The 25,420-nt window shown below is 36.9% G+C and carries 24 protein-coding genes; 10 read left to right on the forward strand and 14 right to left on the reverse strand.

All coding sequences use genetic code 11. The annotated features are described in order from the left end of the window. Positions 1-84: 84 nt before the first annotated feature. Positions 85-876, forward strand: a complete 792-nt coding sequence (locus ACEN25_RS11355) for a hypothetical protein (protein WP_441803019.1) — start codon at positions 85-87, stop codon at positions 874-876. Positions 877-954: 78 nt separating this feature from the next. Here ACEN25_RS11355 and ACEN25_RS11360 read toward each other — a convergent pair whose 3' ends face one another. Continuing rightward, a complete protein-coding gene (locus ACEN25_RS11360) occupies positions 955-1,839 on the reverse strand; it encodes a hypothetical protein (protein ID WP_028377769.1) in 885 nt (294 codons plus the stop codon). A gap of 236 nt (positions 1,840-2,075) precedes the next feature. On the opposite strand from ACEN25_RS11360, the gene ACEN25_RS11365 reads away from it, so the two are divergent. Further along, positions 2,076-2,240, forward strand: a complete 165-nt coding sequence (locus ACEN25_RS11365) for a hypothetical protein (protein ID WP_396510985.1) — start codon at positions 2,076-2,078, stop codon at positions 2,238-2,240. Position 2,241: 1 nt separating this feature from the next. Here the strand turns inward: ACEN25_RS11365 and ACEN25_RS11370 are convergent, their stop codons facing one another. Continuing rightward, positions 2,242-2,934, reverse strand: coding sequence for an HAD family hydrolase (locus ACEN25_RS11370; protein WP_028377768.1), 693 nt, complete (start codon positions 2,932-2,934; stop codon positions 2,242-2,244). Positions 2,935-3,109: 175 nt separating this feature from the next. Here ACEN25_RS11370 and ACEN25_RS11375 point away from each other — a divergent pair, with 175 nt between their 5' ends. Then, a complete protein-coding gene (locus ACEN25_RS11375) occupies positions 3,110-3,274 on the forward strand; it encodes a Lacal_2735 family protein (protein ID WP_441803020.1) in 165 nt (54 codons plus the stop codon). Between the two features lie 72 nt (positions 3,275-3,346). Here the strand turns inward: ACEN25_RS11375 and ACEN25_RS11380 are convergent, their stop codons facing one another. The 3 genes from ACEN25_RS11380 to ettA all read right to left on the reverse strand — a co-directional run bounded on the left by ACEN25_RS11380 (position 3,347) and on the right by ettA (position 7,985). After that, on the reverse strand, positions 3,347-4,783 hold the full coding sequence (locus ACEN25_RS11380; RefSeq protein ID WP_028377767.1) for a peroxidase family protein: 1,437 nt from the start codon (positions 4,781-4,783) through the stop codon (positions 3,347-3,349). 122 nt (positions 4,784-4,905) lie between these two features. Then, positions 4,906-6,030 (reverse strand): PepSY-associated TM helix domain-containing protein, encoded by a 1,125-nt coding sequence (locus ACEN25_RS11385; protein ID WP_441803021.1) that lies wholly within the window; start codon positions 6,028-6,030, stop codon positions 4,906-4,908. 263 nt (positions 6,031-6,293) lie between these two features. Next, the gene (ettA, locus tag ACEN25_RS11390) at positions 6,294-7,985 is read right to left on the reverse strand and encodes an energy-dependent translational throttle protein EttA (RefSeq protein ID WP_028377765.1); all 1,692 of its coding nucleotides are present in this window, start codon (positions 7,983-7,985) and stop codon (positions 6,294-6,296) included. Between the two features lie 311 nt (positions 7,986-8,296). On the opposite strand from ettA, the gene ACEN25_RS11395 reads away from it, so the two are divergent. The 3 genes from ACEN25_RS11395 to ACEN25_RS11405 are packed head-to-tail and all read left to right on the forward strand — an operon-like array spanning position 8,297 to position 12,291. Beyond that, positions 8,297-9,097 carry a 2Fe-2S iron-sulfur cluster-binding protein gene (locus ACEN25_RS11395; RefSeq protein WP_028377764.1) on the forward strand — a complete coding sequence of 267 codons (801 nt, stop codon included), beginning with the start codon at positions 8,297-8,299 and terminating at the stop codon, positions 9,095-9,097. 16 nt (positions 9,098-9,113) lie between these two features. Continuing rightward, a complete protein-coding gene (locus tag ACEN25_RS11400) occupies positions 9,114-10,103 on the forward strand; it encodes an FAD binding domain-containing protein (RefSeq protein WP_441803022.1) in 990 nt (329 codons plus the stop codon). A 10-nt stretch (positions 10,104-10,113) separates the two neighbouring features. After that, on the forward strand, positions 10,114-12,291 hold the full coding sequence (locus ACEN25_RS11405; RefSeq protein WP_441803023.1) for a xanthine dehydrogenase family protein molybdopterin-binding subunit: 2,178 nt from the start codon (positions 10,114-10,116) through the stop codon (positions 12,289-12,291). A gap of 4 nt (positions 12,292-12,295) precedes the next feature. Here the strand turns inward: ACEN25_RS11405 and ACEN25_RS11410 are convergent, their stop codons facing one another. Continuing rightward, positions 12,296-12,766 carry a DinB family protein gene (locus tag ACEN25_RS11410; protein ID WP_441803024.1) on the reverse strand — a complete coding sequence of 157 codons (471 nt, stop codon included), beginning with the start codon at positions 12,764-12,766 and terminating at the stop codon, positions 12,296-12,298. Then, positions 12,766-12,942: a CAL67264 family membrane protein gene (locus ACEN25_RS11415; RefSeq protein WP_234405886.1), complete on the reverse strand. Its 177-nt coding sequence runs from the start codon at positions 12,940-12,942 to the stop codon at positions 12,766-12,768. The genes ACEN25_RS11410 and ACEN25_RS11415 overlap by 1 nt, the downstream gene beginning before the upstream one ends. A gap of 312 nt (positions 12,943-13,254) precedes the next feature. Between ACEN25_RS11415 and ACEN25_RS11420 the strand changes: the two genes are divergently transcribed. The 4 genes from ACEN25_RS11420 (at position 13,255) to ACEN25_RS11435 (ending at position 17,771) form a co-directional block, all read left to right on the forward strand. Beyond that, positions 13,255-14,883, forward strand: a complete 1,629-nt coding sequence (locus tag ACEN25_RS11420; protein WP_441803025.1) for an acyl-CoA carboxylase subunit beta — start codon at positions 13,255-13,257, stop codon at positions 14,881-14,883. 11 nt (positions 14,884-14,894) lie between these two features. Further along, positions 14,895-15,323, forward strand: a complete 429-nt coding sequence (locus tag ACEN25_RS11425) for a hypothetical protein (protein ID WP_441803026.1) — start codon at positions 14,895-14,897, stop codon at positions 15,321-15,323. Positions 15,324-15,326: 3 nt separating this feature from the next. After that, complete coding sequence (locus ACEN25_RS11430) at positions 15,327-16,433, forward strand: PAS domain-containing sensor histidine kinase (RefSeq protein ID WP_441803027.1); 1,107 nt, start codon at positions 15,327-15,329, stop codon at positions 16,431-16,433. Positions 16,434-16,595: 162 nt separating this feature from the next. Further along, entirely contained in the window at positions 16,596-17,771 is a 1,176-nt protein-coding gene (locus ACEN25_RS11435; protein WP_441803028.1) for an MFS transporter, read from the forward strand. Positions 17,772-17,773: 2 nt separating this feature from the next. Here the strand turns inward: ACEN25_RS11435 and ACEN25_RS11440 are convergent, their stop codons facing one another. The 7 genes from ACEN25_RS11440 to ACEN25_RS11470 form a co-directional block, all read right to left on the reverse strand. Beyond that, a complete protein-coding gene (locus ACEN25_RS11440) occupies positions 17,774-19,093 on the reverse strand; it encodes a M24 family metallopeptidase (protein WP_441803029.1) in 1,320 nt (439 codons plus the stop codon). 76 nt (positions 19,094-19,169) lie between these two features. After that, positions 19,170-19,637, reverse strand: coding sequence for a hypothetical protein (locus ACEN25_RS11445; protein ID WP_441803030.1), 468 nt, complete (start codon positions 19,635-19,637; stop codon positions 19,170-19,172). A 37-nt stretch (positions 19,638-19,674) separates the two neighbouring features. Beyond that, positions 19,675-21,495: a YfbK domain-containing protein gene (locus ACEN25_RS11450; protein WP_441803031.1), complete on the reverse strand. Its 1,821-nt coding sequence runs from the start codon at positions 21,493-21,495 to the stop codon at positions 19,675-19,677. Between the two features lie 71 nt (positions 21,496-21,566). After that, positions 21,567-22,643, reverse strand: coding sequence for an AMP-binding protein (locus tag ACEN25_RS11455; protein WP_441803032.1), 1,077 nt, complete (start codon positions 22,641-22,643; stop codon positions 21,567-21,569). A gap of 11 nt (positions 22,644-22,654) precedes the next feature. Next, the gene (locus ACEN25_RS11460; protein WP_441803033.1) at positions 22,655-23,638 is read right to left on the reverse strand and encodes a CPBP family intramembrane glutamic endopeptidase; all 984 of its coding nucleotides are present in this window, start codon (positions 23,636-23,638) and stop codon (positions 22,655-22,657) included. Positions 23,639-23,641: 3 nt separating this feature from the next. Next, positions 23,642-24,676: an o-succinylbenzoate synthase gene (locus tag ACEN25_RS11465; RefSeq protein ID WP_441803034.1), complete on the reverse strand. Its 1,035-nt coding sequence runs from the start codon at positions 24,674-24,676 to the stop codon at positions 23,642-23,644. Positions 24,677-24,685: 9 nt separating this feature from the next. Beyond that, positions 24,686-25,366 (reverse strand): metal-dependent hydrolase, encoded by a 681-nt coding sequence (locus tag ACEN25_RS11470; RefSeq protein ID WP_441803035.1) that lies wholly within the window; start codon positions 25,364-25,366, stop codon positions 24,686-24,688. Positions 25,367-25,420 lie beyond the last annotated feature (54 nt).

Raw genomic sequence — 25,420 nt, forward strand, 5'->3', positions numbered from 1 at the left:
AGTGCTAAAACTGTATTAAAGCCTATACAACAAGAGCTAATAAATCTACGTTTAGTTACTTTTAGCACCTTTTAAAACAAAAAAATGAACTTAAAATCAATTACCCCCTACTTAATTCTAGTATTTGTTTTCCTTACTATATCCTGTTCTAGCGATAGTAGCAATGAAGTCACGGTAGATCCTAAAGCAGCAAATAACAAAAGCCTAGGAACAGCTGCACGAGACTTTTTGAGCGCTGAAAGTTTTACTGGGTTGCACGTTGAGATCGCTTATGTTAACGGTTTTAAACCATCTGCAACTACAATTAATAACTTGAAAGACTTCTTTAACGCACGCCTTAATAAACCAGATGGCATCACAATCACCGAAACAGTTGTACCCGCCACAACAGTTGGTAGTTTAAGTAGAGAAGAGTATGTAAAGATTGAGAAAGATAACAGAACTATTTTTAATGCGGGAGATGAGCTTGCTGTCTGGATTTTTTTTGCTGACCAAAACTCAGAGAGTGATGAGGGAAATAGTCGTATTCTAGGTACCGCATACCTAAACACGTCGTGTATTATTTTTGAAAAAACTCTAAAAGAATTTAGCAATCGTATAGGAGGTGCTAATCTAACCCTACTCGAAAGCATTACAACTCAGCACGAATTTGGACACCTTTTTGGCCTGGTTAATTTAGGTACAGCTATGGTAACCCCACATGAAGACGAGCAACCTGATGATGCCGGCGTAGACAAATTAAACAAACATTGTAATCAAGAAGATTGTTTAATGTACTTTCAGACAGTAGGCAATGCGGTAGGTGGTGTTATGAATAGCCTGCCTACTTTTGATGAATTCTGTCTCGCAGATTTACAAGCCAATGGCGGAAAATAAATTTCATTGTACTACATAAAAAAAAGCGACCGTTTTAGAAATCTAAAACGGTCGCTTTTATTAGAGAAGTTTGATAACTTAATCTAAAACCAGACTGGTTGTAGCAATTACCTTACCACCATCAAAAACATTGATTTTGTATAAACCTTTAGGAAAATCTCTTCCTTTAGGAGCAATATTTTCACAGATATCAAGAGCTGTATTCTCATAGTAAAACTTAGAAATTGTACTATATGTAATACTGGTTGTATTATCTATAGTTACAGTTTTATTATCTCCTAGAATATTATTCTGAGGATCTAAAACCTGCACATAAAGTTCTTTATCACCTGCTTCAGCAATTCTGTTTTGAGGTACTGTGTAACAAGCTCTAATACGATCTACACGACGTGCATTATCATTTTCTACAAGTTTACCACTGTTTCTTACGATGACACCGGTACCTACCAGTTTATTTGCTGCAAGAGTAGAACCTAAAGCAACTTTTTCAGCAAGAGCGTCTTTTGCTAAAGTAAGACTATCACGCTTCATCTGTGATACTTCTAACTCATAAGTAGTACTATCTACTCGCATAGCTAAAACACGATTCATACCTTTTAAACTGTCGTTCTGAGCAAATAAATAATCGCGCTCTTTTTTAAGCTTATAAACCTCATCGCGGTATTTGCGTAAAACAGAAACATTAGCTTCCATTTTTTGTACAGAATCAATTAAAGTTTGAATACGATCTCTAGCCTGGTTAAGCTCTGTATCTTTAAGATTGTTTTCTTCAATAACAGCATCATACTTGGTAACCATTTGTTTAAGGTCATTAAGTACAAGCTCTTTTTCTTCAGTTAATTCTGCTTTTGTGTTTTTTTCCTGGTTGTACAGTTTAATTGCAAAAGCACCGGCTATGATAAGAAGAACGGCTAGAATACCCGTTATGATCTTAATACCGTTGTTTTTATTCTCATTTTCCATAAAATTCTAAATTTGATTAGTGTTAAGCTTATCTGGCTAATTTACTGTTAACGCTTTTCAAGATTCAAAAGTGTGTAACCGTTAATAAAACAGCGACTTTAATTTACTGTTTTTAAATGAAACCACTAGATTTCTGCCCTTAAAAAGCGAGCAAACTTACAAAAAAGAAAAACACGTTTGTTTATTATTATTAAAATGAATTAAGTAATATTCTGCATATATGTATCTTTGTTTTTATGAAAGAAGAACATAAACGTGCAATCATTCTTTTTGGAGCGCTCGCCATAATTGCTATCATCACATGGCTGTTTAATGCCAGCTTTGGTAAAGGTCTATTACTAGGCTTAGGTATCGCTGCTCTAATATATATTCTGCGTAGTTTTTTACCTAGAAGACAGTGATTTAAAGCAATTCTAATAATTCTTTAGCACTTTTAAGAGCTTTAAATTTTGAGTGATTAATATCTTCATCTACCTGTTCATGCGACCACGTAGTATGAAATGGAATATGAACTGCATATCCTCCCATCGCAAGCACAGGAATAACATCTGACTTTAGCGAGTTTCCTATCATCAAAAATTCATCAGCATTTATATCTAAGTGCCTCACCAGCTTTTTATACTGGGTTTCCTTTTTGTCTGAAACAATTTCTACGTGATGGAAGTAGTCTATAAGTCCGCTTTTAATAAGCTTTCGCTCCTGATCGAGTAAATCTCCTTTAGTAGCAACGACCAGTTTATATTTTTTTGAAAGCTGCGCTAAAACCTCTTCAATATGCGGTAATACTTCTACCGGTTCGGCAAGCATTTGCTTTCCTTTTTCAAGAATAAATGCAGTAATTTCAGAATTCATACGGTCTCCCATAAGCTGGTGAGCGGTTTCTAGCATAGATAAGGTAAAACCTTTAATTCCATAACCATAGGTATCTAAATTTTTAATTTCGGTATCTAAAAGCATTCTTACAATATCATCTTCCTCACCATAATCTAACAGTTGTTTTGCAAAAGCGATTTCGGCATCTCTAAAGAACGTCTCATTGACCCAAAGCGTATCATCTGCATCAAATGCGATGACTTTTATCTGATTTAAATTCAAAATAGAATACAATTTAAGTTTGAAAACAAAAGTACTCAAACTAACAGCCGCTTAAAAGTATAATTCAAGTACACCAGAGCTGCTTAGTAATAACAATACTTTACACCTTAATATCTAGCCTTACCCTTTTTCTTTAGTAACTTTAAGAAAAAATTGCTCACTTAAATTAAGAACCATGTTAGGATTATTTAAAAAGAAAACTGAAAAAGAGAAATTACAACAGCAGTATGAAAAGCTTATGAAAGAAGCTTTTCAACTTTCTACAAGTAACCGCTCTGCCAGTGATGATAAGTATGCTGAAGCTGATATAATTATGAAGAAAATTGAAAAATTACCTTAAACACGGCATCATTAAAGACAAAAGGCATCTTCAAGAATATTTGAAGATGCCTTTATCAGTTCAGCTTTTATTTTAAATACCGTTTTTTGATATCGTAAGTAAATCTTTAATCGTGAATTTTCCGCCGGTTCCTAGAGTGGGTTGCCAGTTGCGATCACTTCCCATAAATGAATTTGCATCGAGCTCCATCAAACCAATTATAACTTCTGCCGTTATCGTTCCTCCTACGGGTCCCATACCTTCTCCCAGTTTAAAACCATCTTTATCGTGCCGCCCTATATCTGCTGCTTCGGCAAGAACGTATGCCCACAAAGGGCTTCCCGCATCAAAATCAATATCGTGACCGTTAATTGTGTTTAAAATATGACTGCGTACATCTGCAATTTCTGAAGCCTCTCTTCCCATACATTCTGCTATCACTTCTCCAGAAGGCATAAAAAATGATTGCCCTCTCAATAAATTACGCGTTGCTAATGAACTTAGATGGGAAACAGGCTGCACAAACGGAAGTTCTAATAATGTACTTGCTAATTTCATATCTAATTTTGCAGCACGTTGATAGCTACCGTCAAAATCGAAAAAACATTCCCAATCAATTACCTGATTGAGACTCGTAATTTTACTGAAGCCTCCGCCTATATTATTAGAAAACAAATCAAACGTAGAACCTCCTTGTTTCAATTTTACTTTTTGAGTAATCATAGAATGTCCAAATCGATACGTACCTATTGAAAATTCTACGGGAATAAACGCCCGCTCATAGGGTTTGTAATATTGACGCCCTCTACCCAAAACTTTATCTACAATAACTTCCCCACACATCGTAGGCAAAAATTCATAAATAACAATCCATTGATAGTGCCAGGTTGTTAGTTTACGAGCTTCCTCATAAATATGTTTCGCTTCAGCAGTAGGATTATGAGATTCTATATCTGTGTAAATCGCATTGTAAAAACGTATAAAAGCAAGTTGTAGCTGTGATATTATTCGGTTTTCATCATTACGAGGGTCTCCAATAATTGCTTTCCCCTGACCATTACGCGCCAGATCTTCACTTTCTAAACTAACCCCCTGACCAATATTATTATTCGTTTTTCCGGTTAAGAGACGTAAACTATTAGATTCATATAAAAAGGGTTCATCTTCAGGACCTTCTCCAAAAATGCAGTCAAGATCTAAAGCCGGTGTTCTAAAGTTTTCTATCTCTGTCGCTTCATTAGCTGTATTAAAAGAAGAAGTCGTGTCTAAGGTTATATCATGATCAATAAATTGCCCCAGATAAACCATACCCAAAGGAACATTTTGAGTAAGATCATCAGAAGTTCCACCATCCATAGGTCCTCCTTTTTTACCCATTTCTATTAATGATGAAGGATTTAGCATCATTGCAGGATGGTCTTGAAAAATACGTCCAAAACGACCTATGCGCTCTTCGTGTATAGATTGATGCGAGCACATATAGCGCAATTGCGGCATTTCTTTAAGCCCGTGATGGTTTAGTGGTTTCATAATAATAAAAGATTTTAAGTTGAATCTAAAATTATAAGAAACTGAATACTAAATAATTACGTAAAACACCCTTTCTGCATTATGAACTAAGGGAAAAAACCCCTTTTCTAATACTGAGAAAACTATTTTTTCTTTTTCTTCATTTTATTAAGCCAGATCAACGTTCCCGTAACCGGAAGACTTGTAGCGATAAGGCACGCTATAAAATAAATAAGCTTTGAAAAGAAGCCATACACTTCTCCTGTATGTATAGGCCTAATGAGAGATGCTACCTGCACATTAAATGGCTTATCACTAAATTTCTCTACTCCTAAAACAGCACCTGCTTTAGATATATAAACCGCATCATAGGTTACCGGTGAAAAATTAGAAGCATTATACTTTCTAATACTGTAATAGGTAGAACGCTCACCAGGTAAGTTAACAGATAATTCTCCGGGATATTCAAGAGTTGCATTGACAGTGGTTATAACTTCTGCCAAACTAGCAGTGACATCGTTAGGGTTTTCTTCATAATCAAACTTTGGCGATGACCTATTAAATATTGCTGCACCTATTAAATCGCTCAATCCGTTTTTATAACTCTCAAATGACCAGCATAAGCCAGTTATGCCCATAATAACTATAAAAATTAATGCATAAAAGCCAAGAGTATTATGTAAATCATGGTTAACACGTTTCCAGTTTGCTTTAGTTTTTATTTTGAAACCCGATTTTAAATTTTTCCATTTTACCTTCTTCGGAAACCACAGTACTAATCCGGTTATGGAGAGAATTAAAAATAAAATTGTCGCTACACCTACAATAGGCCTTCCTATCGCAGAGTCTAAAAGTAACCAACGGTGCATTTTAAAAAAGAAAAAGCAGAATGCATCAGCAGGATTTGCTTCAGGAACTAATGTTTCAGCTGTATAGGGATTAACCTGAAGATTTGTACCGCGACGTTCTCTAGGATTTTCTTTAATCGTAAATGTATAAGGCTTATTTGATTTTTCAGGTATCGTTATACTTGTAAGAATACCTTTATGCGTTTTAGCAAGTGTAGTCTTTAGTTCTTCTATATTTAGTTTCTCCCCGCTAGGCTCTACAACTAAATTCTGTGCAAAGGCAGCTTTAATCTCGTGTTCAAAAGCCAGTATTGTACCGCTTAGACATACTAAAAATAAAATAATGCCACTTCCTAAACCCAACCAGAGGTGAACGTCATTTATTAACTTTCTAAGGGTATACTTCTTTTTTTTCTTCATTTTATTTAATCAAAGGGTTATATCTAAAAATTAATCGGCAGGATTTATAAAATTTAATTCTCTTTATTTAGACTGCTTTTAAATTGAGTGCAAATATAAAAATCCAAATGATTTTACTCTATTTAGAATTAATAAAAATAGAATTATTTTATTAGCAATTTTGAAGGGCTACACTAAATCTATTGTTCTATAACGTATAAAGAGAAAAGCCTCTTAATTCTTTACAGAATTAAGAGGCTTTAAAAGATTTTGATTAGTTGTAGTTAGCGAACTAATTTTTTGTACTTAATACGCTTTGGCATTAAATCCCCACCTAAACGTTTTTTCTTATTTTCTTCATATTCAGAGAAACCACCTTCAAAAAAGTAAACCTGGCTATCCCCTTCAAATGCTAAAATATGTGTACAAATACGGTCTAGGAACCAGCGGTCGTGAGAAATAACCACAGCACAACCTGCAAAATTCTCAAGCCCTTCTTCAAGCGCTCTTAATGTATTAACGTCAAGGTCGTTTGTAGGCTCATCAAGCAGCAGTACGTTACCTTCTTCTCTTAAAGTCATGGCAAGGTGTAGACGATTGCGCTCTCCACCAGAAAGTGTAGATACTTTTTTGTTTTGCTCGCTTCCGCTAAAGTTAAAACGACTTAAATATGCTCTAGAGTTTACTTCTTTACCTCCCATTAAAATAAGCTCCTGCTCGTCTGAGAAGTTCTGCCAAATTGTTTTTTCGGGATCTATATTGCTATGGCTCTGATCTACGTAAGCAATCTGCGCTGTATCTCCTACCACAAACTCCCCTTTATCTGCCTGCAATTCACCCATAATCATTTTGAAAATGGTCGTTTTACCTGCACCGTTAGGCCCTATAATACCTACAATACCTGCCTGTGGAAGATTGAAGTTTAAATCTTCATACAATAACTTATCTCCAAAAGCTTTACTTACTCCTTTAGCTTCAATTACATTAGTACCTAAACGAGGTCCATTAGGAATGTAAATCTCAAGTTTCTCATCTACCTGTTTCTGATCCTGACTCATCATTTTGTCATAGTTCTGTAAACGGGCTTTTTGTTTTGTCTGGCGACCTTTAGCTCCCTGACGCACCCACTCCAACTCACGCTCAAGCGTCTTTTGGCGTTTAGAAGCCGTTTTACTTTCCTGAGCCATTCGCTTAGATTTTTGATCTAGCCAGGATGAGTAATTTCCTTTCCAGGGGATACCTTCACCACGATCTAGTTCAAGAATCCATCCTGCGACATTATCTAAGAAATAACGGTCGTGAGTTACAGCAATAACAGTACCCTTATATTGTGCTAAATGATGTTCTAACCAGTGTACAGATTCTGCATCTAAGTGGTTAGTAGGCTCATCAAGAAGCAATACATCTGGCTCCTGTAATAGCAAACGACACAAAGCAACACGTCTCTTTTCACCACCAGAAAGTACTCCTATCTTTTGATCTGCCGGTGGCGTGCGTAATGCGTCCATAGCAACTTCAAGTTTGTTATCTAGCTCCCACGCACCACGTGCATCTATCTCATCTTGTAAAACAGCCTGACGAGCCATAAGCTTATCCATCTTATCTGCATCAGAATACACTTCTTCAAGACCAAAAGAATCATTTATTTTATTATACTCATCAAGTATTGCTACGGTTTCCGCAGCTCCTTCCTTTACAATCTCAAGAACGGTTTTCTCAGGATCAAGTTTAGGCTCTTGTTCTAGGTAGCCTACCGAAAATTCTTTATCTGAAGTTACATCTCCCTGAAAATTAGTATCCAAACCTGCAATAATTTTCATCAAGGTAGATTTACCAGATCCGTTAAGACCTAGAATACCAATTTTTGCTCCGTAGAAAAAGCTTAGGTATATCTTTTTTAATACTGGAGTATTTGCACCGGGATAGGTTTTACTCACCCCAGACATTGAAAAAATTATTTTGTTATCGTCGCTCATATGCGTTTCTCTTTTAAATTAATGCTTTAAGACCTTTAATAGGTTGTCGTATAGCCGTGCAAAGGTATTGAAAAGGCTTGTGTTAGAAAACACCTAATTAACCTGAATTCCGTGTATTTAAAAATAGCCGATTTCCCATATTTAAGTTATTTGGCAAAAATATAACAAGCCGAAAAACAACACTTTTAAAAATATTATTCAATTTTATAAAAATGCCAAGAAACAAAGCTGAATAGTGTTCTCTGATTTTTGTAACTACAAGATTTAGAACTATTCACAATACTAGTAGCTAATCAATAAAACGATTGTAGATGGATGATTCAAAAAACAGTTCTGGCGACTATGCCAATAAACGAATGCACGAAGATGAAGAGAAAATACTTGACGAATTAGGAATTTTTGGTAACGCACGCCGTTCTTTTTTAGGTCAAATGTCTGCAGCAGGAATTAGCCTTATGGCGCTTCCGCATTTTACATCAGATTTATTCGCTCAAAAAACTAAAAACTTAGCACCATTGGATTCAAAAGCTTTAATAAACGCTATTGAAGTTAATCTTCAAATTAACGGTGACATCCATCCGCTTATGGTTGATTCCCGAATGACATTACTTGATGCGCTACGCGAACGGTTAGATTTAACCGGTTCTAAAAAAGGTTGCGATCACGGTCAATGCGGCGCCTGTACTGTGATTATTGACGGTGAGCGTAAACTTTCATGCTTAACGCTTTCTGCTACATGTAAAGACAAAAAGATTACCACGGTAGAAGGTCTTGCTCAAAACAATAAAATGCATCCTATACAGGAAGCCTTTTTAAAACACGATGGTTTTCAATGTGGTTACTGCACACCAGGGCAAATTTGCTCTGCTGTTGCCCTTTTAGATGAAGCAAAACGCGGCGAAGTAAGTTATGTTACTCCTAATGTACAGGATAAGATAACCACGCTTTCTGATGAAGAAATACGTGAGCGTATGTCTGGTAACATTTGTAGATGCGGGGCCTATAACAATATTGTTGAAGCTATTAAAGAAGTGCATCTGGGAGAAGGTAAAGACCCTAGCTGGAGCTTTGCTACACAAGAAGAACTTAACAGCAGTAGATCTGCAGACTAATTAAAGAACTAACACAATGAGACCTTTTCAATTTCACAGTCCGCAATCTGCTTCAGAAGCTGTATCACAACACACGCAGAATAAAAAAACGCATTATCTAGGTGGCGGTACTAATCTTCTTGATTTAATGAAAGAAGATGTAGAACGCCCAGATCATATCGTAGAAGTTGCAGATCTTCCTTTTAAAGAGATTCAAAAAAATGCTTCGGGAGGCCTTTTATTAGGTGCAATGGTAAGTAACACTCATACTGCCAATAATCCTTTAGTAAAAGAAAATTATCCTCTGCTATCAATGGCTATTCTTGCCGCTGCAACAGAGCAAATACGCAATATGGCTACAAATGGCGGCAATCTGTTACAGCGCACACGATGTCCTTATTTTTATGAGACTTCAATGCCTTGTAATAAAAGAGAGCCCGGCACCGGTTGTGGAGCGCTTACCGGTGTTAATAGCAAACATGCAATCTTTGGATGGAGTGAATCATGCGTTGCAACGCATCCTTCAGATATGAGTGTGGCGCTAGCCGCTCTTGATGCGACAGTCACTGTTCAAAATCAGGAAGGAAAATCCCGCACCCTTCCATTTTCAGAATTTCACAGATTACCGGGAGATCAACCAGAAAAAGACACCAATTTAAATACAGGTGAGTTAATCACAGCTATAAATTTACCTAAATCTGCTTATCCTAAACATTATTATTATTTAAAAGTAAGAGAACGCTCAAGCTATGCATTTGCATTAGTATCTGCAGCAGTGGGATTACAAATTGAAAATAATACCATCACAAAAGCCGGTTTGGCATTAGGTAAAGTTGCTCACAAACCCTGGAAATTAGACAAAGTCGAAAAATTTCTAATTGGCAAAAAAGCAACAAAAGAAACTTTTGAAGCAGCGGCAGATCTTGCGCTTCAAGATGCAAAACCGTTAGACCAGAACATATATAAAATTGAATTAGCTAAGAAAACACTCGTAAGAGCTCTTCTTCAAGCAACTTCCAGAAGTTAAAACAACCCTCATGAAAGATCAAAAAAAATCAGGAACAGGCAATGCTATAAGTCGCTTGGAAGGGACTTTAAAAGTAATGGGGAAAGCAAAATATTCTTCAGAATTTGCCATTGATAATTTGGCATTTGCTCAGGGAATACAAAGTACTATTGCAGCAGGTAAAATATTGAGCATAGACACCTCAGAAGCCGAAAAGCAAGAAGGCGTCCTTAAAATTATCACGCATGAAAATGCTATGAAACTTAAAGGGTATGGCGGTCGCTTTGAATCTCCAGATACAAAAAGTATTTCTCCCAGTTTACAAACTACAGATGTTCATTATTATGGTGAGTACATAGGTGTTGTAGTAGCAGAAACTTTTGAGCAGGCACGTTACGCAGCAAATCTTGTTAAAGTTACATATGATCAGGAGAACCCTAAAATAGATTTTGATAAGCATACAGACGAACTCTACATGCCCAAAAAAATTAATGGGGAATCTCACACAAATACGCAATGGGGAGATGTTGAAAAAGGTATGAACGAAGCCTTTAAAACAGTAGATGTCACCTATAATACACCTATAGAACATCACCATCCTATGGAGTTGCACAATATAATTGCAACCTGGGAAGGTGACAAAGTAACTGCCTATGCATCTACTCAAATTGTCGCGCATGCAGTAAAAACCATTGCAGATACCTTTCAGATTTCTGAAGATAATGTACGTGTAATTACTCCTTATGTTGGAGGAGGATTTGGTTCTAAACTTCAACTTAGAGAGCACGGTATTTTAGGAATCATGGCAGCAAAAATGACCGGCAGACCGGTGCAGCTTACTGTAACCCGTCATGAAATGTTTACTGCTGTAGGTTTTAGACAACACAACCGCCAGCATATGCGATTGGGAGCAGACAAAGAGGGTAAACTTACCGCTGTAGCTCATGAAACTACTGCAGCAACTTCTGTTTATGAAGAATTTCAGGAACAATGTGGCGCGATGACGCGTATGTTATACAACACACCTAATTCGCTAGTGACGCATAAATTAATGAAGCTTAACTTACCGTCACCACGATGGATGCGTGCACCGGGTGAAGCGCCGGGTAGCTTTGCTTTAGAATCTGCCATGGATGAGCTAGCATTTAAATTGCAAATGGATCCTGCAGAACTTCGTATTAAAAATGATACACAACACGATTTGAGTGTTGACAAACCCTTTTCTTCAAGACAACTTGTAGAATGTATACGCATAGGTGCAAAAAAGTTTGATTGGAAAAATAAATGGAATCCAAATCCCGGTCATACCAAAAAAGAAAACTGGCTGGTAGGTTACGGCATGAGCGCATCATCACGACAGGCTCCATATATGGAAAGTTCTGCTAAAATTAGCCTGAAACTAGAGGGAGAAAAGTTACTTGCGACCGTACAATCTGACGCTACAGATATAGGAACCGGTAGTTATACTATTATAGGACAAACGGTTGCAGAATATTTAAAAATTCCTATTGAGCAAATAAGTGTAGAATTAGGAGATTCTAAATTTCCAAAAACACCGGGTTCGGGTGGATCTTGGGGTGCAGCTTCGTATACAAATGGCGCTAAAGCTGCTTGCGATAATGCTTTTACCACCTTAAAAACCCTGGCAGGTACCAGCGAAGATTTAAGTATTGCAGAGCTTATGAAAAAAGCAAAACTTAAAGAATTTGAAGCCGAAGGTACAGCAGGACCCACAGCTGAATTTGATAAATACTCGGTATATTCTTTTGGTGCAAACTTTTGTGAGGTCTGGGTAGACGAATACAGTGGGATGATACGTCTTGAGCATTTTGTAAATGTGGGCTCTGCAGGTAAAATTTTAAATCCAAAAACAGCTTACGGGCAAATAATAGGCGGTATTACCTGGGGAATAGGTCAGGCTTTAACAGAGCACTCGCAAATAGAGCCTAATCACGGTAATTTTATCACACGTTCATTTGCAGATTATCACGTACCTGTAAATCTAGATCTAGGTAAAATAGATGTTATTTTTCTACCTGAAGAAGATTATATCGCTAACCCAATGGGTGTAAAAGGTATAGGAGAATTAGGAATTACAAGTATTGCAGCAGCAATTTCTAATGCTGTGTTTAATGCGACTGGTAAGCGCGTACGCGATTTGCCTATCACTCCTGAAAAAATAATAACCACACCAGTTGAAGTGGCTTAGAGCTCTAATGTAAACCTAAAAGTCGTAAAATAATGGCGAGCTGCCCTGTATGATAAGCATTGTGTTCAATAACGAGCATTAATTCCCGCAATACAGATTGCTTCTCGCCATGTTTTGCTACAGCCATTAGATCTGTTTGCTCATTCTCGATAAAACTTGTTAATAGCATTCTGTCTGTAAAAAAATCCTCTTTAAGAAGTTTCCATCCTTTTTTAGTTTCAGCTGTTTTTTCTAATGGCCAGTAATCTGCAGGCCAGTTAGGTAATGCATAATGCTCTGAAGTGCAAAAGTCTAAGATGTCTTTCTGAGCATATTTTATATGATAAAAAATCTCATAAAAAGAATAGGGCAAACCTACTGGGCGATCGCCTATATTTTTAAAACTAATTTTATCAAGCAAATCATCTATAGGCATAAATGCCTCCCCACCTTTTAAGTGCCTTAATAAATGAGATTTAAGTTGTGCTTTAGACATTAGACACGACCCTTTAAAGCATTAAATACCCAGGCAATTGCAAAAAAACCAACTCCCACTGCGGCAAAACCGTAACCGGCGATTTCGTTATATCTAAAAGCACCTAATGCTATAAGTGCCAGACCTACAACAATCATAATAAAGGTTGCCCAGCTTAGTACTGTATTTTTATTCATCATTGGTTTTTAGATTTAGGGCGTAACTCTATTAGTAAAAACTAATAGAGTCGGGCTATTCGCTATATCTGCTCTTTCGTTTAAGCTTCAGAGCAGGATGCCGCTGCTATCCCTTACGCAAATACTGTAAAAAACAAATATCGTTTTTTTCATATAAATATAACTGAAGATTACGATACCGATTTCGTATTTTCGTTACAATTCAATCCTGCGTTAGGGATCAAAGCAGTTACCCCGCCAAAGCTAACGGCTGGCGTGTAGCGCTGCGAGCCCGCCCCACACCTTAGTGTGGGGAACGCCCAAAAATTGCATATGGACATCAAATTCAACAAAAACGAAGATCACAATAAACTACTTGCCTCAGACCTTAAACAACGTCTTGCTAAAGTTAAACTGGGAGGTGGTGAGCAACGTATCGCTAAACAACACGCTGCAGGTAAACTTACTGCACGTGAACGCATAAATTTTCTACTTGACAAACCCGAAAAAGCTGTCGAAATAGCTGCATTTGCCGGTGACGGTATGTATGAAGAACATGGCGGTTGCCCAAGTGGCGGTGTGGTTGTTAAAATAGGAAAGGTAAGCGGTAAACTTTGCGTTGTGGTTGCGAATGACGCCACTGTAAAAGCCGGAGCGTGGTTTCCCATTACAGGTAAGAAAAATTTAAGAGCTCAAGAAATAAGCATTGAGAACAGACTGCCTATCATTTATCTCGTTGACAGTGCCGGAGTTTATTTACCTATGCAGGATGAGATTTTCCCAGACAAAGAACATTTTGGACGCATTTTTAGAAACAATGCGGTAATGAGTAGTATGGGTATTACTCAAATTAGTGCAATAATGGGAAGTTGTGTTGCCGGTGGTGCCTACCTGCCCATTATGAGTGACGAGGCAATGATTGTAGATAAAACAGGTAGTATTTTTCTTGCCGGCAGTTATTTGGTCAAAGCTGCTATAGGTGAGAGTGTAGATAATGAGACGCTGGGTGGCGCCACAACACATTGTGAGATAAGTGGCGTAACAGATTACAAAGCTACAGACGATAAAGATGCACTTACCAGAATAAAAAATATTATGGGCAAAATAGGTGATTTTGATAAGGCGGGTTTCAACCGAATTGCCGCTTCAAAACCTACCGAAGACCCTAAAGATATATTTGGAATTTTACCTGCCAAGCGTAGTGATCAATATGATATGAAAGAGATCATTAAACGTCTTGTTGATAATTCTGAATTTGAAGAATATAAAGAGGGCTACGGGCAGACACTTATTACAGCATACGCACGTATAGATGGCTGGGCAGTAGGTATTGTTGCTAACCAGCGAAAAATTGTAAAAACTAAGAATGGCGAGATGCAGTTTGGCGGTGTGATTTATAGCGACAGTGCAGATAAAGCCACACGTTTTATTGCTAATTGTAATCAGAAAAAAATTCCTTTGGTTTTTTTACAAGATGTTACCGGTTTTATGGTAGGAAGCAAAAGTGAACATGGTGGTATTATTAAAGATGGTGCAAAGATGGTAAATGCCGTTAGTAATTCGGTAGTGCCAAAATTTACCATTGTAATAGGTAACTCTTATGGTGCCGGTAATTATGCTATGTGCGGAAAAGCATATGACCCACGCCTAATAGTCGCCTGGCCGTCTGCAGAGCTTGCTGTTATGAGTGGTAATAGTGCTGCAAAAGTTTTATTACAAATAGAAACTGCTTCACTTAAAAAACAAGGTAAAGAGATTACTGAAGAAGTTGAAAAAGAGCTGTACGACCGTATAAAAGCTCGTTATGATGAGCAGGTTTCTCCGTATTATGCTGCATCACGTATTTGGACAGATGCTATTATAGACCCCTTAGAAACACGCAATTGGATTTCTACAGGTATTGAAGCTGCTAACCACGCACCTATTGAAAAGAAGTTTAATTTAGGAATAATACAGGTTTAGTTTTCTAACTTATGAATACTAAGGTCTCAAAGCTTATCATTACTGCAATTGTATTTTTAGTTACAGCGGCGCTATCTTATTATGCTGTTCACTATTTCTTTTTTAAAAAAGCTGATGTATATAGTATATTAAAAGAAGAAGCTATTAAAATCAATAAGCAAACTCCCATTAAATTAGATGAAGAGACCACTTTAGATAGCGCTGTGGCTCGTGGTGCAAAAAGTTTTGATTACTATTACACACTTATATATAAAGCAGATTCTGTAAATAAAGATACCGTAGCTAAATATGTAAAACCTACAATAATAGCCCGTTTAAAAAGTAATCCTGAAATGGATTATTTTAGAGATAATGATGTAACCCTGTACTACCATTACTTAGGATATGATGGTTTGCCAGCGGCAACCTTAAAGATTACACCAGAACTTTATAAAAATTAGATTATGCTATCTAATGAGCACAATATAGCGTCTGAAATCTACAATCTAGATTTCTTTTTTGAGCTATCTCCAGATTTAATGTGCGTAGCGGGTTTTGACGGTTTTTTTAAGAAGGTAAATCCGGCATTTATAAATACATTAGGCTATACTGAAACAGAGTTATTTTCTAAACCTATTTTAGAATTCATTTTTGAAGAAGATAGAGCTCTCACTAGAAATAAACGAAAAAACCTATTACACAGCACTCTCCTAACTCAGTTTGAGAATCGCTATGTTCATAAAAACGGAAGTACCGTATGGTTAAGTTGGTCTTCAATAGCCTTAAAAGAAGAACAAATAGTTTATGCAATTGCAAAAGATATAACCGCTAAGAAAAATATTGAAATTAAGCGTAATCAGCTTTTGCAAAATTTAAATGAAAGTAATAAGGACCTTAAGTTTTTTAATTACTCAAGTTCTCACGATTTAAGATCACCGTTGAGTAATCTTATGGCATTACATCAGTTGCTAGAAACTACAAAAATTGATAATCCTGAAGCTGCTGAATATATACGCTTACTTAAAATTGCTACCGAAAATCTTAATGAGGTCATTAATTCTTACATGAATAATTGGATTAAAAAAGACCGATTAACATTACAACTAAAAGAAGTTGATTTTGAAACTGTTTTGAATGAAGCAAAAGCATCTATACATCAACTTATACTACGAGATAACGTAAAGTTTACTACCAATTTTGAGAAAGCTCCTTCTGTTGTATTCTCTCCCCATTATCTTACGAGTGTATTTTTAAATTTGATTACCAACTCTATTAAGTATTCAAAACCAAACCAAACTCCCGAAATACAAATTCATACAGAGCAAATGCGCGGTACTGTACAGCTTATCTATACAGATAACGGAATAGGAATAGATATGGATAAAGCAGGAGATTCTATTTTTAAACTGCATCAGCGCTTTCACAACACATCTCAAAAAGATAGTAATGGTATAGGCTTATATCTCGTTTATAATCATATTACAAGTCTGGGCGGTACAATAGAAGTTACGAGTACCCCTAATGCGGGAACAACATTTATAATAACTTTTAAGAAAACAACTTCTCACTAAATCTTAAAAAGATCATCTCCTTATAAGATTACTAATATTATATGTTCTCAATCTACTAACTAAATCGGTTAAGTAAACATTACAGTAGCCCAGATTTCTATCCTATCTTTGCGCAAAATTATTGATTCAGCATAATTGAATGGTAATTCAAAACACTATTGTATGTTTAAGAAGAGTCTAATTGCCTTAGCTATAGGTGGTTTTGGAATAGGAATGACCGAGTTTGTGATGATGGGAATATTACCTGATGTCGCTAAAGATCTCAATATAAGTATACCGCAGGCGGGGCATTTTATCTCGGCTTATGCCTTGGGAGTAGTTATAGGCGCTCCCATTTTAGTGGCTATTGCAGGAAACTATTCTCCTAAAAAAATACTTTTAGCCTTGATGCTGGCATTTACCGCATTTAACGCTCTTTCTATATTTGCCACAAATTACAACCTCATGTTTATATCTCGCTTACTTTCTGGCTTACCCCATGGTGCATTTTTTGGTGTAGGTGCTGTAGTGGCAAGTAGGTTAGTTCCTAAAGAAAAAGCTGCAAGCGCTGTGGCTATGATGTTTAGCGGTCTAACTGTAGCAAATATTATAGGAATTCCTTTAGGTACTTATGTAGGACATAACATCTCCTGGAGGTACACTTTTATGATTGTGGTGGCCGTGGGTGTACTTACTCTTTTAGCAATTACATTCTGGTTGCCTAAGATTGAAAAGAACAGACCTATCCCCATAAAAGATGCTCTTAAAATCTTTAAGCGTACCGAACTTTGGCTTATTCTGGGAATTACCGCAATAGGGACCGGTGGCTTCTTTGCCTGGTATAGTTATATCACTCCCCTACTTACTGAAGTAAGCGGATTTGACAATAAGATAGTTATCTTCATTTTAATGCTTGCTGGTCTAGGTATGACGTTTGGAAATGTTTTAGGCGGAAAATTAGCCGATAAATTTTCACCTATCAAAGCGACTGCAATACTTCTGGGAGCAATGACCATTTGTTTAATCACCATATCTTTTATTGCACCTATACAATGGATGATGCTAATAATGGTTTTTGTAACCGGAGCTTTTGCCTTTTCTACGGCTCCATCTATACAGATGTTGATGATAAAATCTGCTAAAGAGTCTGAAATGTTAGCCTCATCTGTAAATCAGGCTGCTTTTAATATTGCTAATGCGATTGGCGCATTTTTAGGCGGACTTCCTATAGCAGCAGGTTACGGCTATACTTCACCAGAATTAGTAGGTGCGGTTCTAGCATTTTGTGGTGTAGGCTTATCTATAAGCGTAATATATTACCGAAAAAGTCAACAGAACAAACTCTTAAAAGGAGCTTAATTTCAATCTATCAATATTAACTCTTGCTGACGCTTATTAACATAGCTGAAGCCTTTAGAAGTCCATAAACCGGCTTCTTCAAGCATTATTCGTATGTCTTTATTCCATTCTGGTAAATTTACTGTTGTATTTAATTCTATTGCATAAACTGTATTGGGAAACAGTTTGTAATCACCAGACCCTTCAACACCGTCCTGTGCATCCCACATACCTATTGTGGTACCTGCAGAGTGGCCGTATAAGCCTAGCGGATGTGTATAAATAGAAGGTACTAAACCTGCTGCTTTCGCTTCGGTAAGAGATTCTTTTAGGATTGTATTTCCGGTTTTCCCGGTTTCAAATTTTGAAGTAAGAATGTCTTGAAGTTGGTTTCCTTTAGCAAATGCATCTACTAAAAACTGAGGAGCTTTCGTTTCCCCGTCCTTTAAAATATAGGCGTGCTGCTGGCAATCTGTATTGAGACGTAAATAAGAAATGCCAAAATCACAATGAATCAAATCTCCCGGTAAAATAACCTGCGCTTCATTATGGTTTGTAAAAGCAGTAAGGTGACTCTCTAACTTTTCATTTGCCCGCTGTATATCTACTGTAGGGTGAAACCAGGTTTCCAGCCCTAAGTCTGTAACTTTTTGTCTTAGAAACCAGACTACATCCTCTGTCGTGGTTTTTCCCGGCTTTATAAAGCTACTACTAAATGCTTCTTTAATGATATTGTGCGTGATGCCTACAAGCTCTTGAAAAAGTTGAAGCTCTAACGGACTTCTCGTCTCTACCCAGCCTACCGCTAATGGTTCTGCTGATACTATTTTAGATTTATACGATTCTGGTAAAACATTCATAAATGCCTCGTAATCTGTTTTTACAAGACCATCTGCAATACCATAATCATTAGAATAATTAAGCGCTATTGTATTAGGATTGCGCTCTTCTATGATTTTAATTAAGGCTTTCCACTGGTCTGGCTCCTGCTCCTTATCCCAGGCAGATGTTATACTATCACCTATATTGTATCTAGCAACGGCAAGTTTCTCTAACTTATTTTTAGACTCATTCCAATAAAACACTAAAATCGTGCGTCTGCGTGCATTTAGCCAAGTAGCCGGCAACATCGTTCGCATTACAGGATCTTCATTATATTCTCTTGAGATTAACACCCACATGTCTATACCGGTGCGGTACATAAGATTAGGTAATACATTTTCAAAACGATCGGCAAGTATTCTATCTACTAAAACAGCGCGATCACGCTCTGGTAAAATTTGTGCCTGAGCAGTATTGTAAAAACAAAATAAGGAAATGGAGAAGAGTATTAAATAACGCATAAAAAAGAATAAAATTGATAGTCGAAAATACGCATTAACCCCCAATAAAAAAAGGTGCTCAAGGCACCTTTTGAAACTAATTCTCTCGGTTTTTCTTTCGCTTACGCACTGCGGAAGATGTAAAATCCATGGTGATAAATTTTTCTATTTCTTCTTCAGAAAGTATAGACTTTAAATTTGCTTTAAATTCATTCTGCATACGCTCAAAATCTTTGCGCATGGTTTCTGCATCTTTAGTTTTATCTTTTTGAAGACCCATTACATTGTCAAAATGCGTTTCTAAATACGTACGCAATACTTCAGTCTCAAAAGGATCTAACTCAAACTCTGTTACATATTCATCTATGCGCTCATCAACAAGTTCTGCTGAAGTTTTAGGCTCTTCTTTAGGCCCCTGTTGTGTAGCACCCGCTCCCATCATACTACTTCCCATACGACTGCGTCCGTAACCATTACCGCCATACCCACCACCGTAACCATACTGTGCTGATGCATCATAAACTCCCATCAAAACTACTGTAGCAATGAAAAAAATATATTTCATAATTCTTAATTTGTGTTACAAAGGAATAAAAATAATATTAATTAGCGGCCTTAACCAGCCTTATAAATTCTGCTCTAAACCCTTCCTTGTCTTTTCCGCGACCACGTTCAGCAAGACTCAGTGTCATAGACTTAGGCGCATCGCCTTTAAATGGTGAGTCTCTTAGTTGCATACCGAATAGCGCCAAACTTGCTATAAAATTAAAATCTTCTGAAGCATTACTTATATTCTTCGAGTCTGATTTAACAACCTTTTGAATGAGCTTACTCACATCACTATTAGGCTCTTTATATCTAATTTTAACCGTCACTAACTCATTAGATTTACCAGTAGAACTAGTTGTCGTATTTGTATACTTTAAATCGTCTACAGCTTTTAAAAATGGAGAATCTTTACCTACCGGTAAAATTTCGTAAAGCGCGGTAACGGTATGCCCACTTCCTATTTCGCCTGCATCTTTTGTGTCATCATTAAAATCTTCATCATTTAACAAGCGGTTTTCGTAACCTATAAGACGATACCCTTTTACCAAAGCAGGATTAAATTCTACCTGTATTTTAACGTCTTTTGCTATGGTGTATAAAGTACCACCAAACTCGGTCCCCAGTACTTTCCGGGCTTCCTGCATCGTATCTATATAGGCATAATTACCATTGCCTTTGTCTGCCAGTGTTTCTAATTTTGAATCTTTATAATTACCCATCCCAAAACCTAATGCCGTGAGAAAGATACCCGAAGCTCTTTTTTCTTCGATTAAATCCTCCATCTCGCGATCACTACTTAGACCTACATTAAAATCCCCGTCTGTCGCCAAAATAATGCGGTTGTTTCCGTCATCTATAAAGTGTTTTTCAGCTAAAGAATAGGCAAGCTTAAGACCTGCGCCACCTGCTGTGCTTCCGCCTGCTTCAAGCTTATCTAAGGCATTTAAAATTTCTGTTTTATTAGACCCGTTTGTAGGCTCTAAAACCGTACCCGCAGCTCCCGCATAAACTACAATAGCCACTTTATCCTGTTCTCTTAGTTGATTTACCAGTATTTTAAACGCTGCTTTTAAAAGAGGTAATTTATTAGGGTTATTCATAGACCCGGACACATCTAAAAGAAAAACAAGATTTGAACTTGGCAAATCACCTGTGGGAATTTCTTTTCCCTTAATTCCTATTTTAATCAATTGGGTTTCGCTATTCCAGGGAGTATTTGCAACCTCAGCGTTCATCATAAAAGGATCTCTGTTTTTAGGTTGCTCATAGTCATAATTAAAATAATTGATCATTTCTTCAATACGCACGGCATCTGCCGGGATATCCTGACCATTATTAATCATTCTACGAATGTTACTATAGGCTGCACGATCTACATCTATCGAAAATGTAGAAAGCGGACTCGTACTCACATGTTTAAATTGATTTTCGTCTATTCTTGCGTAGCTCTCAGTTAAATCCTGATGGTGATAAATACCGCGAACAGGAGCAATTTTTGAGTGAAAGCCTTGCGAGTAACTCATAAAAGCAATTTCTTCTACAGGTTCATTCTCACTTACAATAACTTCCTCTAAAGCCTCAGAAGATTCTAAAACGACCTTTAAAAATTGGGTGTCTTTGACTATTACAGTTTTTGTGGTATACCCAATAAATTGAAAGGTCAAGACATCACCTATCTGTGTTTTAATGGTAAAATTTCCATTAGAATCTGTGATGCCTTTGTGACTGCCTATCTTACTTAAGACACGAACACCGCCAAGTGGTTGACCTTCGCCTGTTACCTGACCAGATAACATAATTTTATTTTGCGCTGAAACTTCAAGACTTGCTCCTGTAATAAAAAGGAGCATAATTAAGAGTGTAATTTTTTTCATCAGAGTTGAGCTTTAGAATTTGATAAATGAAATATCAAGTTCCCTGCCAAGAATCTGATTCAATCCTTAATTTAAATTTTGTATTCTGGTTTTAAGCCCGTTATAATCTCACTACGTTTAATTTTTCCATTAGGAGTACGTGCAAATTTAGGAACACAGTATAACTCTTTAGGAACCTCATACTTTTCTAAAACTTCAAAATTGAGTTTTGAAGCATCAAAACTGTCACATTCCATAATAAGAATTAAACGCTCTCCCAGCCTATCATCAGGGATACCCGCGACAAGAAAATTTACATCTATCTGAAGCGTAAGTTTTTTCTCAATACTCTCTGGATACAATTTAATACCCCCACTGTTTACCACATTATCTATGCGGCCTAGCCAGTGAAATTTTTTATAGGAGACGAGATCAACCAAATCGTTTGTAACAATAGGATCTGTTGTAACCTTAGGCGCTTTTATAATGAGGCAACCACGGTCATCCTGACTTACAGTAACTTTATTTAATGTTTTAAAAGGAGGCTCTGCATCTTTGGCTTTTTTAGAATTGACCCTACGCACTGCTATATGTGTAATGGTTTCTGTCATCCCGTAAGTCTCATAGATTTTTGCAGGACTGTCTTTTACTAAGTTTTTAAGCGTTTCAGAAAATGCCCCGCCACCTATTATAAGCTTGCTCAATAAATGTAAGCGTGCAATACTGTTATCAAGCTGAAAGGGAGTCATCGCAGAAAAATCGTAACGCTTAAAAACCTGATCAAGCGGATTAGATTTAGGAGGAACCACATCTAATTTCCAACCTAAAATAACTGCACGTACAAACATCATTTTACCGGCGATAAAACGGGTAGGCAAACAATGCAATGCAGAAGTACCTGCCTCTAACTTAAACTGTTTTCCGGTGGCTTTGGCACTATTAATCATATGCTTTTTAAGAAGCTTTATGCTTTTAGGAGCTCCGGTAGAACCTGAGGTATTTACAAATACGTAATCTTTATCATTAAGCCAGTCAAGAATAAATGAAGCAAGCTCCTGCTCATACAATTCGCCGCTGTCAATTAAATCTGCGGCGAGTATTTTTAAGCCTGCTGCTTTAAGCGGCTTACCGTTGAGTTTAAATTCAGGATGTACTTCATATTTAGACATCGTAAGCTGTTTTAATCTGCTACAAAATGGTCTTCTAATTTAGGACTTTCCGGTTCATTTACAGCTCCAAATAGTTTTTCTTTCCATCCGGTCCATTTGTATTTAAAAGCAAGGATTCCTAGAAATAAGGGATATATGATAAACACGGGGAGTACATCAACGATTCCTGCCGTAGGATCTGAAATATCCTTGAATATTGAATCGGTCTGAAAGGCAGTCCAGTCTGCGGTTACTAATAGAGCAGTTATAAGATTGTTTGCTGCGTGGTATCCCAAGGCAAGCTCCATACCTTCGTCCATTAAAGTCATAATACCTAGAATAAGACCGGTACCAAAATAAAAGACCATTACGATATCTCCCATAGCACTTATCTCAGGATTGAAATAATGTAAGCCACCAAATATAAAGGAAGTCATAAGTAGCGGAAACCATCTGTTTTTAGCCAGTATTCCAAATCCCTGCATTAAATAGCCTCTAAAAACCAATTCTTCTACACTCGTTTGTATAGGCACAAAAAGAATTGCAATAACCGCCAGTATTAAAAACGGTACTAGATTAAAGGAAACTAACAGTTCTTCAGGAGCATAAAAATAGCTTATTAGTGTCGCCGCGATGGTATAGATCGCAATCATACTAAAAGCAAACCAAACTCTTCCCCAATCAAATTTAGCTCGGGTAGTAACCAGATCTTTGAGCTTTTGCTGATGTAAAAATTTAATGACAAACAGTATTCCGCCAAGGGCGAAAACAAAAGAGATAAGTATAAGAAAAAAAGTTAGGTTCTTATCGAGAACGCCCATTATTGCATTCTGATCTAGATTTTCCATAGAACTTTGCAGCTCTTCAGGATTGTCCATATTCGAGACCCCCAACTTAAATAATACTGCGACTGTAAGCGGTAATTGACCTATAACTGATGCAAAAATAATAAGTACAGAACCTAAAAGGTACCTCCAGAAATTATGCAGCGACTTGTAAGCTAATTCTATAAACATAAATTAAAATTGAAAGCTCCAGCTTTGATGTTGAGAATACCACAACTGCCCTTGCTTTATTTCTAACGGGGAAGATACATTATTTGTGTATAAGCCACCAGTACCCAGACCTTGAGGAATTGTTGTGTTTTTTGAAAATGTATATTGTGCAATTGCATTTAAACCTACATTACTTTCTAAAGCTGAAGTAATCCACCAGCCTATGCCTTGCTCCTCTGCAAGCTGAATCCACGTATCGCAACCTCTAAAACCTCCTACAAGACTGGGTTTTAAAATAATGTATTGCGGTTTAATTTGTTGAAGTAACTCTTTCTGACGCTTATATCCGAACACACCTATCAATTCTTCATCAAGAGCAATAGGAAGCGGTGTTTTCTCACACAATATTGCTATCTCTTTTACTTGGTGTTGTTTTATAGGCTGTTCTATAGAGTGAAGCTTTAAAGCTGCAAGCCGTTCTAATTTTTGTAATGCTTCGGTAGGTTTAAAAGCCCCGTTCGCATCAACTCTCAGAGTTATTTGTTCTGCGGAAAATTGCTCTCTTATTCCTTCTAAAAGTTTTATTTCGGCATCAAAATCAATAGCCCCTATTTTCATCTTAATACAATCAAAACCGGAAGCTAGCTTTTCGGCTATTTGATCCTGCATAAACTGAGGCGTCCCCATCCAGATGAGTCCGTTGATTGCTATCGCATCTTTACCTTGCGTAAATGCAGAAGGAAAAAGCTCAAAAGTGTTAGCAGCATTAAACGATTTAAAAGCCATCTCAACCCCAAACTGTATACTAGGAAAATCTACTAATCTGTCGTAAAGGGTTTGCTCGCCCAGATGAATATTTTCACAAGCCCACTTTAGGTTTTCTTCATAGTCAGGACGGTCGTCTATACTTAAACCACGCAGAATTCCACATTCACCAATTCCTATCTTTTGTTCTTCTTCAATTTTTATAAACCAGGTTTCCTTTTGATTAAGAACGCCCCGAGATGTTCCACTGGGGCGTTTAAAGTCTAGAATATATTTTTTATATGTTGCTTTCAAAAATGCTTATTATAATTCTATTGATTCTCCTATTTCAAGTAAGGTAAGTTTCTTTTCTACAGAACTAAATGCTTTTTTGGCGCCATCGTGATCAATTTCTATAAAACCAAACGTATCGTAGTGACAACCTATAATAGTATTACATTCTATAAAATCACTTGCACGTACTGCATCGCCTATTCCCATTGTAAAATTATCTCCAATAGGTAAAATAGCCACATCAAGATCAAACTCTAATGGAATCAACTTCATATCCATCGTTAGCGCGGTATCGCCAGCCATATAGATAGTCTTACCATCTATACTAAAAACAAAACCACCGGGTTGACCGCCGTAACTACCATCTGGGAAGGAGCTGGTGTGTATTGCATTTACATATTTAGCTTTACCAAATGAAAATTCCCAACTACCGCCGTGGTTCATCGGGTGTGTTTTCAAATCTTTTGCAGCATAATGATTTGCAATCTCATAATTACTTACAATCGTTGCACCAGATTGTTTCGCTATAGCTTCAGCATCTAAGGTGTGATCTTGATGTGCATGCGTTAAGAATATAAAATCTGGATTTAAATCTTTAATATCAATTTTATCCTTTGCGAGGTCGTTTCCGGTAATAAAAGGATCTGTAAGAAGTGTTGCGCTTTCAGTTTCAAAACCAAAGCAATTTTGGCCGTAATAGGTGATTTTCATAGTATTTTCAATTTCATTTTTCTATTTCTGAAATTTACGAAAACACGCATATCA

Origin of the sequence: Leeuwenhoekiella sp. W20_SRS_FM14 (assembly GCF_052119605.1) — a bacterium.
Lineage (GTDB): Bacteria > Bacteroidota > Bacteroidia > Flavobacteriales > Flavobacteriaceae > Leeuwenhoekiella.

Excerpts from the sequence above, each read along its gene's own strand:
- ACEN25_RS11355 (WP_441803019.1), top strand. The coding sequence starts at position 85 with ATGAACTTAAAATCAATTACCCCCTACTTAATTCTAGTATTTGTTTTC.
- ACEN25_RS11360 (WP_028377769.1), bottom strand. The coding sequence starts at position 1,839 with ATGGAAAATGAGAATAAAAACAACGGTATTAAGATCATAACGGGTATT.
- ACEN25_RS11365 (WP_396510985.1), top strand. The coding sequence starts at position 2,076 with ATGAAAGAAGAACATAAACGTGCAATCATTCTTTTTGGAGCGCTCGCC.
- ACEN25_RS11375 (WP_441803020.1), top strand. The coding sequence starts at position 3,110 with ATGTTAGGATTATTTAAAAAGAAAACTGAAAAAGAGAAATTACAACAG.
- ACEN25_RS11380 (WP_028377767.1), bottom strand. The coding sequence starts at position 4,783 with ATGAAACCACTAAACCATCACGGGCTTAAAGAAATGCCGCAATTGCGC.
- ACEN25_RS11385 (WP_441803021.1), bottom strand. The coding sequence starts at position 6,030 with ATGAAGAAAAAAAAGAAGTATACCCTTAGAAAGTTAATAAATGACGTT.
- ettA (WP_028377765.1), bottom strand. The coding sequence starts at position 7,985 with ATGAGCGACGATAACAAAATAATTTTTTCAATGTCTGGGGTGAGTAAA.
- ACEN25_RS11395 (WP_028377764.1), top strand. The coding sequence starts at position 8,297 with ATGGATGATTCAAAAAACAGTTCTGGCGACTATGCCAATAAACGAATG.
- ACEN25_RS11400 (WP_441803022.1), top strand. The coding sequence starts at position 9,114 with ATGAGACCTTTTCAATTTCACAGTCCGCAATCTGCTTCAGAAGCTGTA.
- ACEN25_RS11405 (WP_441803023.1), top strand. The coding sequence starts at position 10,114 with ATGAAAGATCAAAAAAAATCAGGAACAGGCAATGCTATAAGTCGCTTG.
- ACEN25_RS11410 (WP_441803024.1), bottom strand. The coding sequence starts at position 12,766 with ATGTCTAAAGCACAACTTAAATCTCATTTATTAAGGCACTTAAAAGGT.
- ACEN25_RS11415 (WP_234405886.1), bottom strand. The coding sequence starts at position 12,942 with ATGAATAAAAATACAGTACTAAGCTGGGCAACCTTTATTATGATTGTT.
- ACEN25_RS11420 (WP_441803025.1), top strand. The coding sequence starts at position 13,255 with ATGGACATCAAATTCAACAAAAACGAAGATCACAATAAACTACTTGCC.
- ACEN25_RS11425 (WP_441803026.1), top strand. The coding sequence starts at position 14,895 with ATGAATACTAAGGTCTCAAAGCTTATCATTACTGCAATTGTATTTTTA.
- ACEN25_RS11430 (WP_441803027.1), top strand. The coding sequence starts at position 15,327 with ATGCTATCTAATGAGCACAATATAGCGTCTGAAATCTACAATCTAGAT.
- ACEN25_RS11435 (WP_441803028.1), top strand. The coding sequence starts at position 16,596 with ATGTTTAAGAAGAGTCTAATTGCCTTAGCTATAGGTGGTTTTGGAATA.
- ACEN25_RS11440 (WP_441803029.1), bottom strand. The coding sequence starts at position 19,093 with ATGCGTTATTTAATACTCTTCTCCATTTCCTTATTTTGTTTTTACAAT.
- ACEN25_RS11445 (WP_441803030.1), bottom strand. The coding sequence starts at position 19,637 with ATGAAATATATTTTTTTCATTGCTACAGTAGTTTTGATGGGAGTTTAT.
- ACEN25_RS11450 (WP_441803031.1), bottom strand. The coding sequence starts at position 21,495 with ATGAAAAAAATTACACTCTTAATTATGCTCCTTTTTATTACAGGAGCA.
- ACEN25_RS11455 (WP_441803032.1), bottom strand. The coding sequence starts at position 22,643 with ATGTCTAAATATGAAGTACATCCTGAATTTAAACTCAACGGTAAGCCG.
- ACEN25_RS11460 (WP_441803033.1), bottom strand. The coding sequence starts at position 23,638 with ATGTTTATAGAATTAGCTTACAAGTCGCTGCATAATTTCTGGAGGTAC.
- ACEN25_RS11470 (WP_441803035.1), bottom strand. The coding sequence starts at position 25,366 with ATGAAAATCACCTATTACGGCCAAAATTGCTTTGGTTTTGAAACTGAA.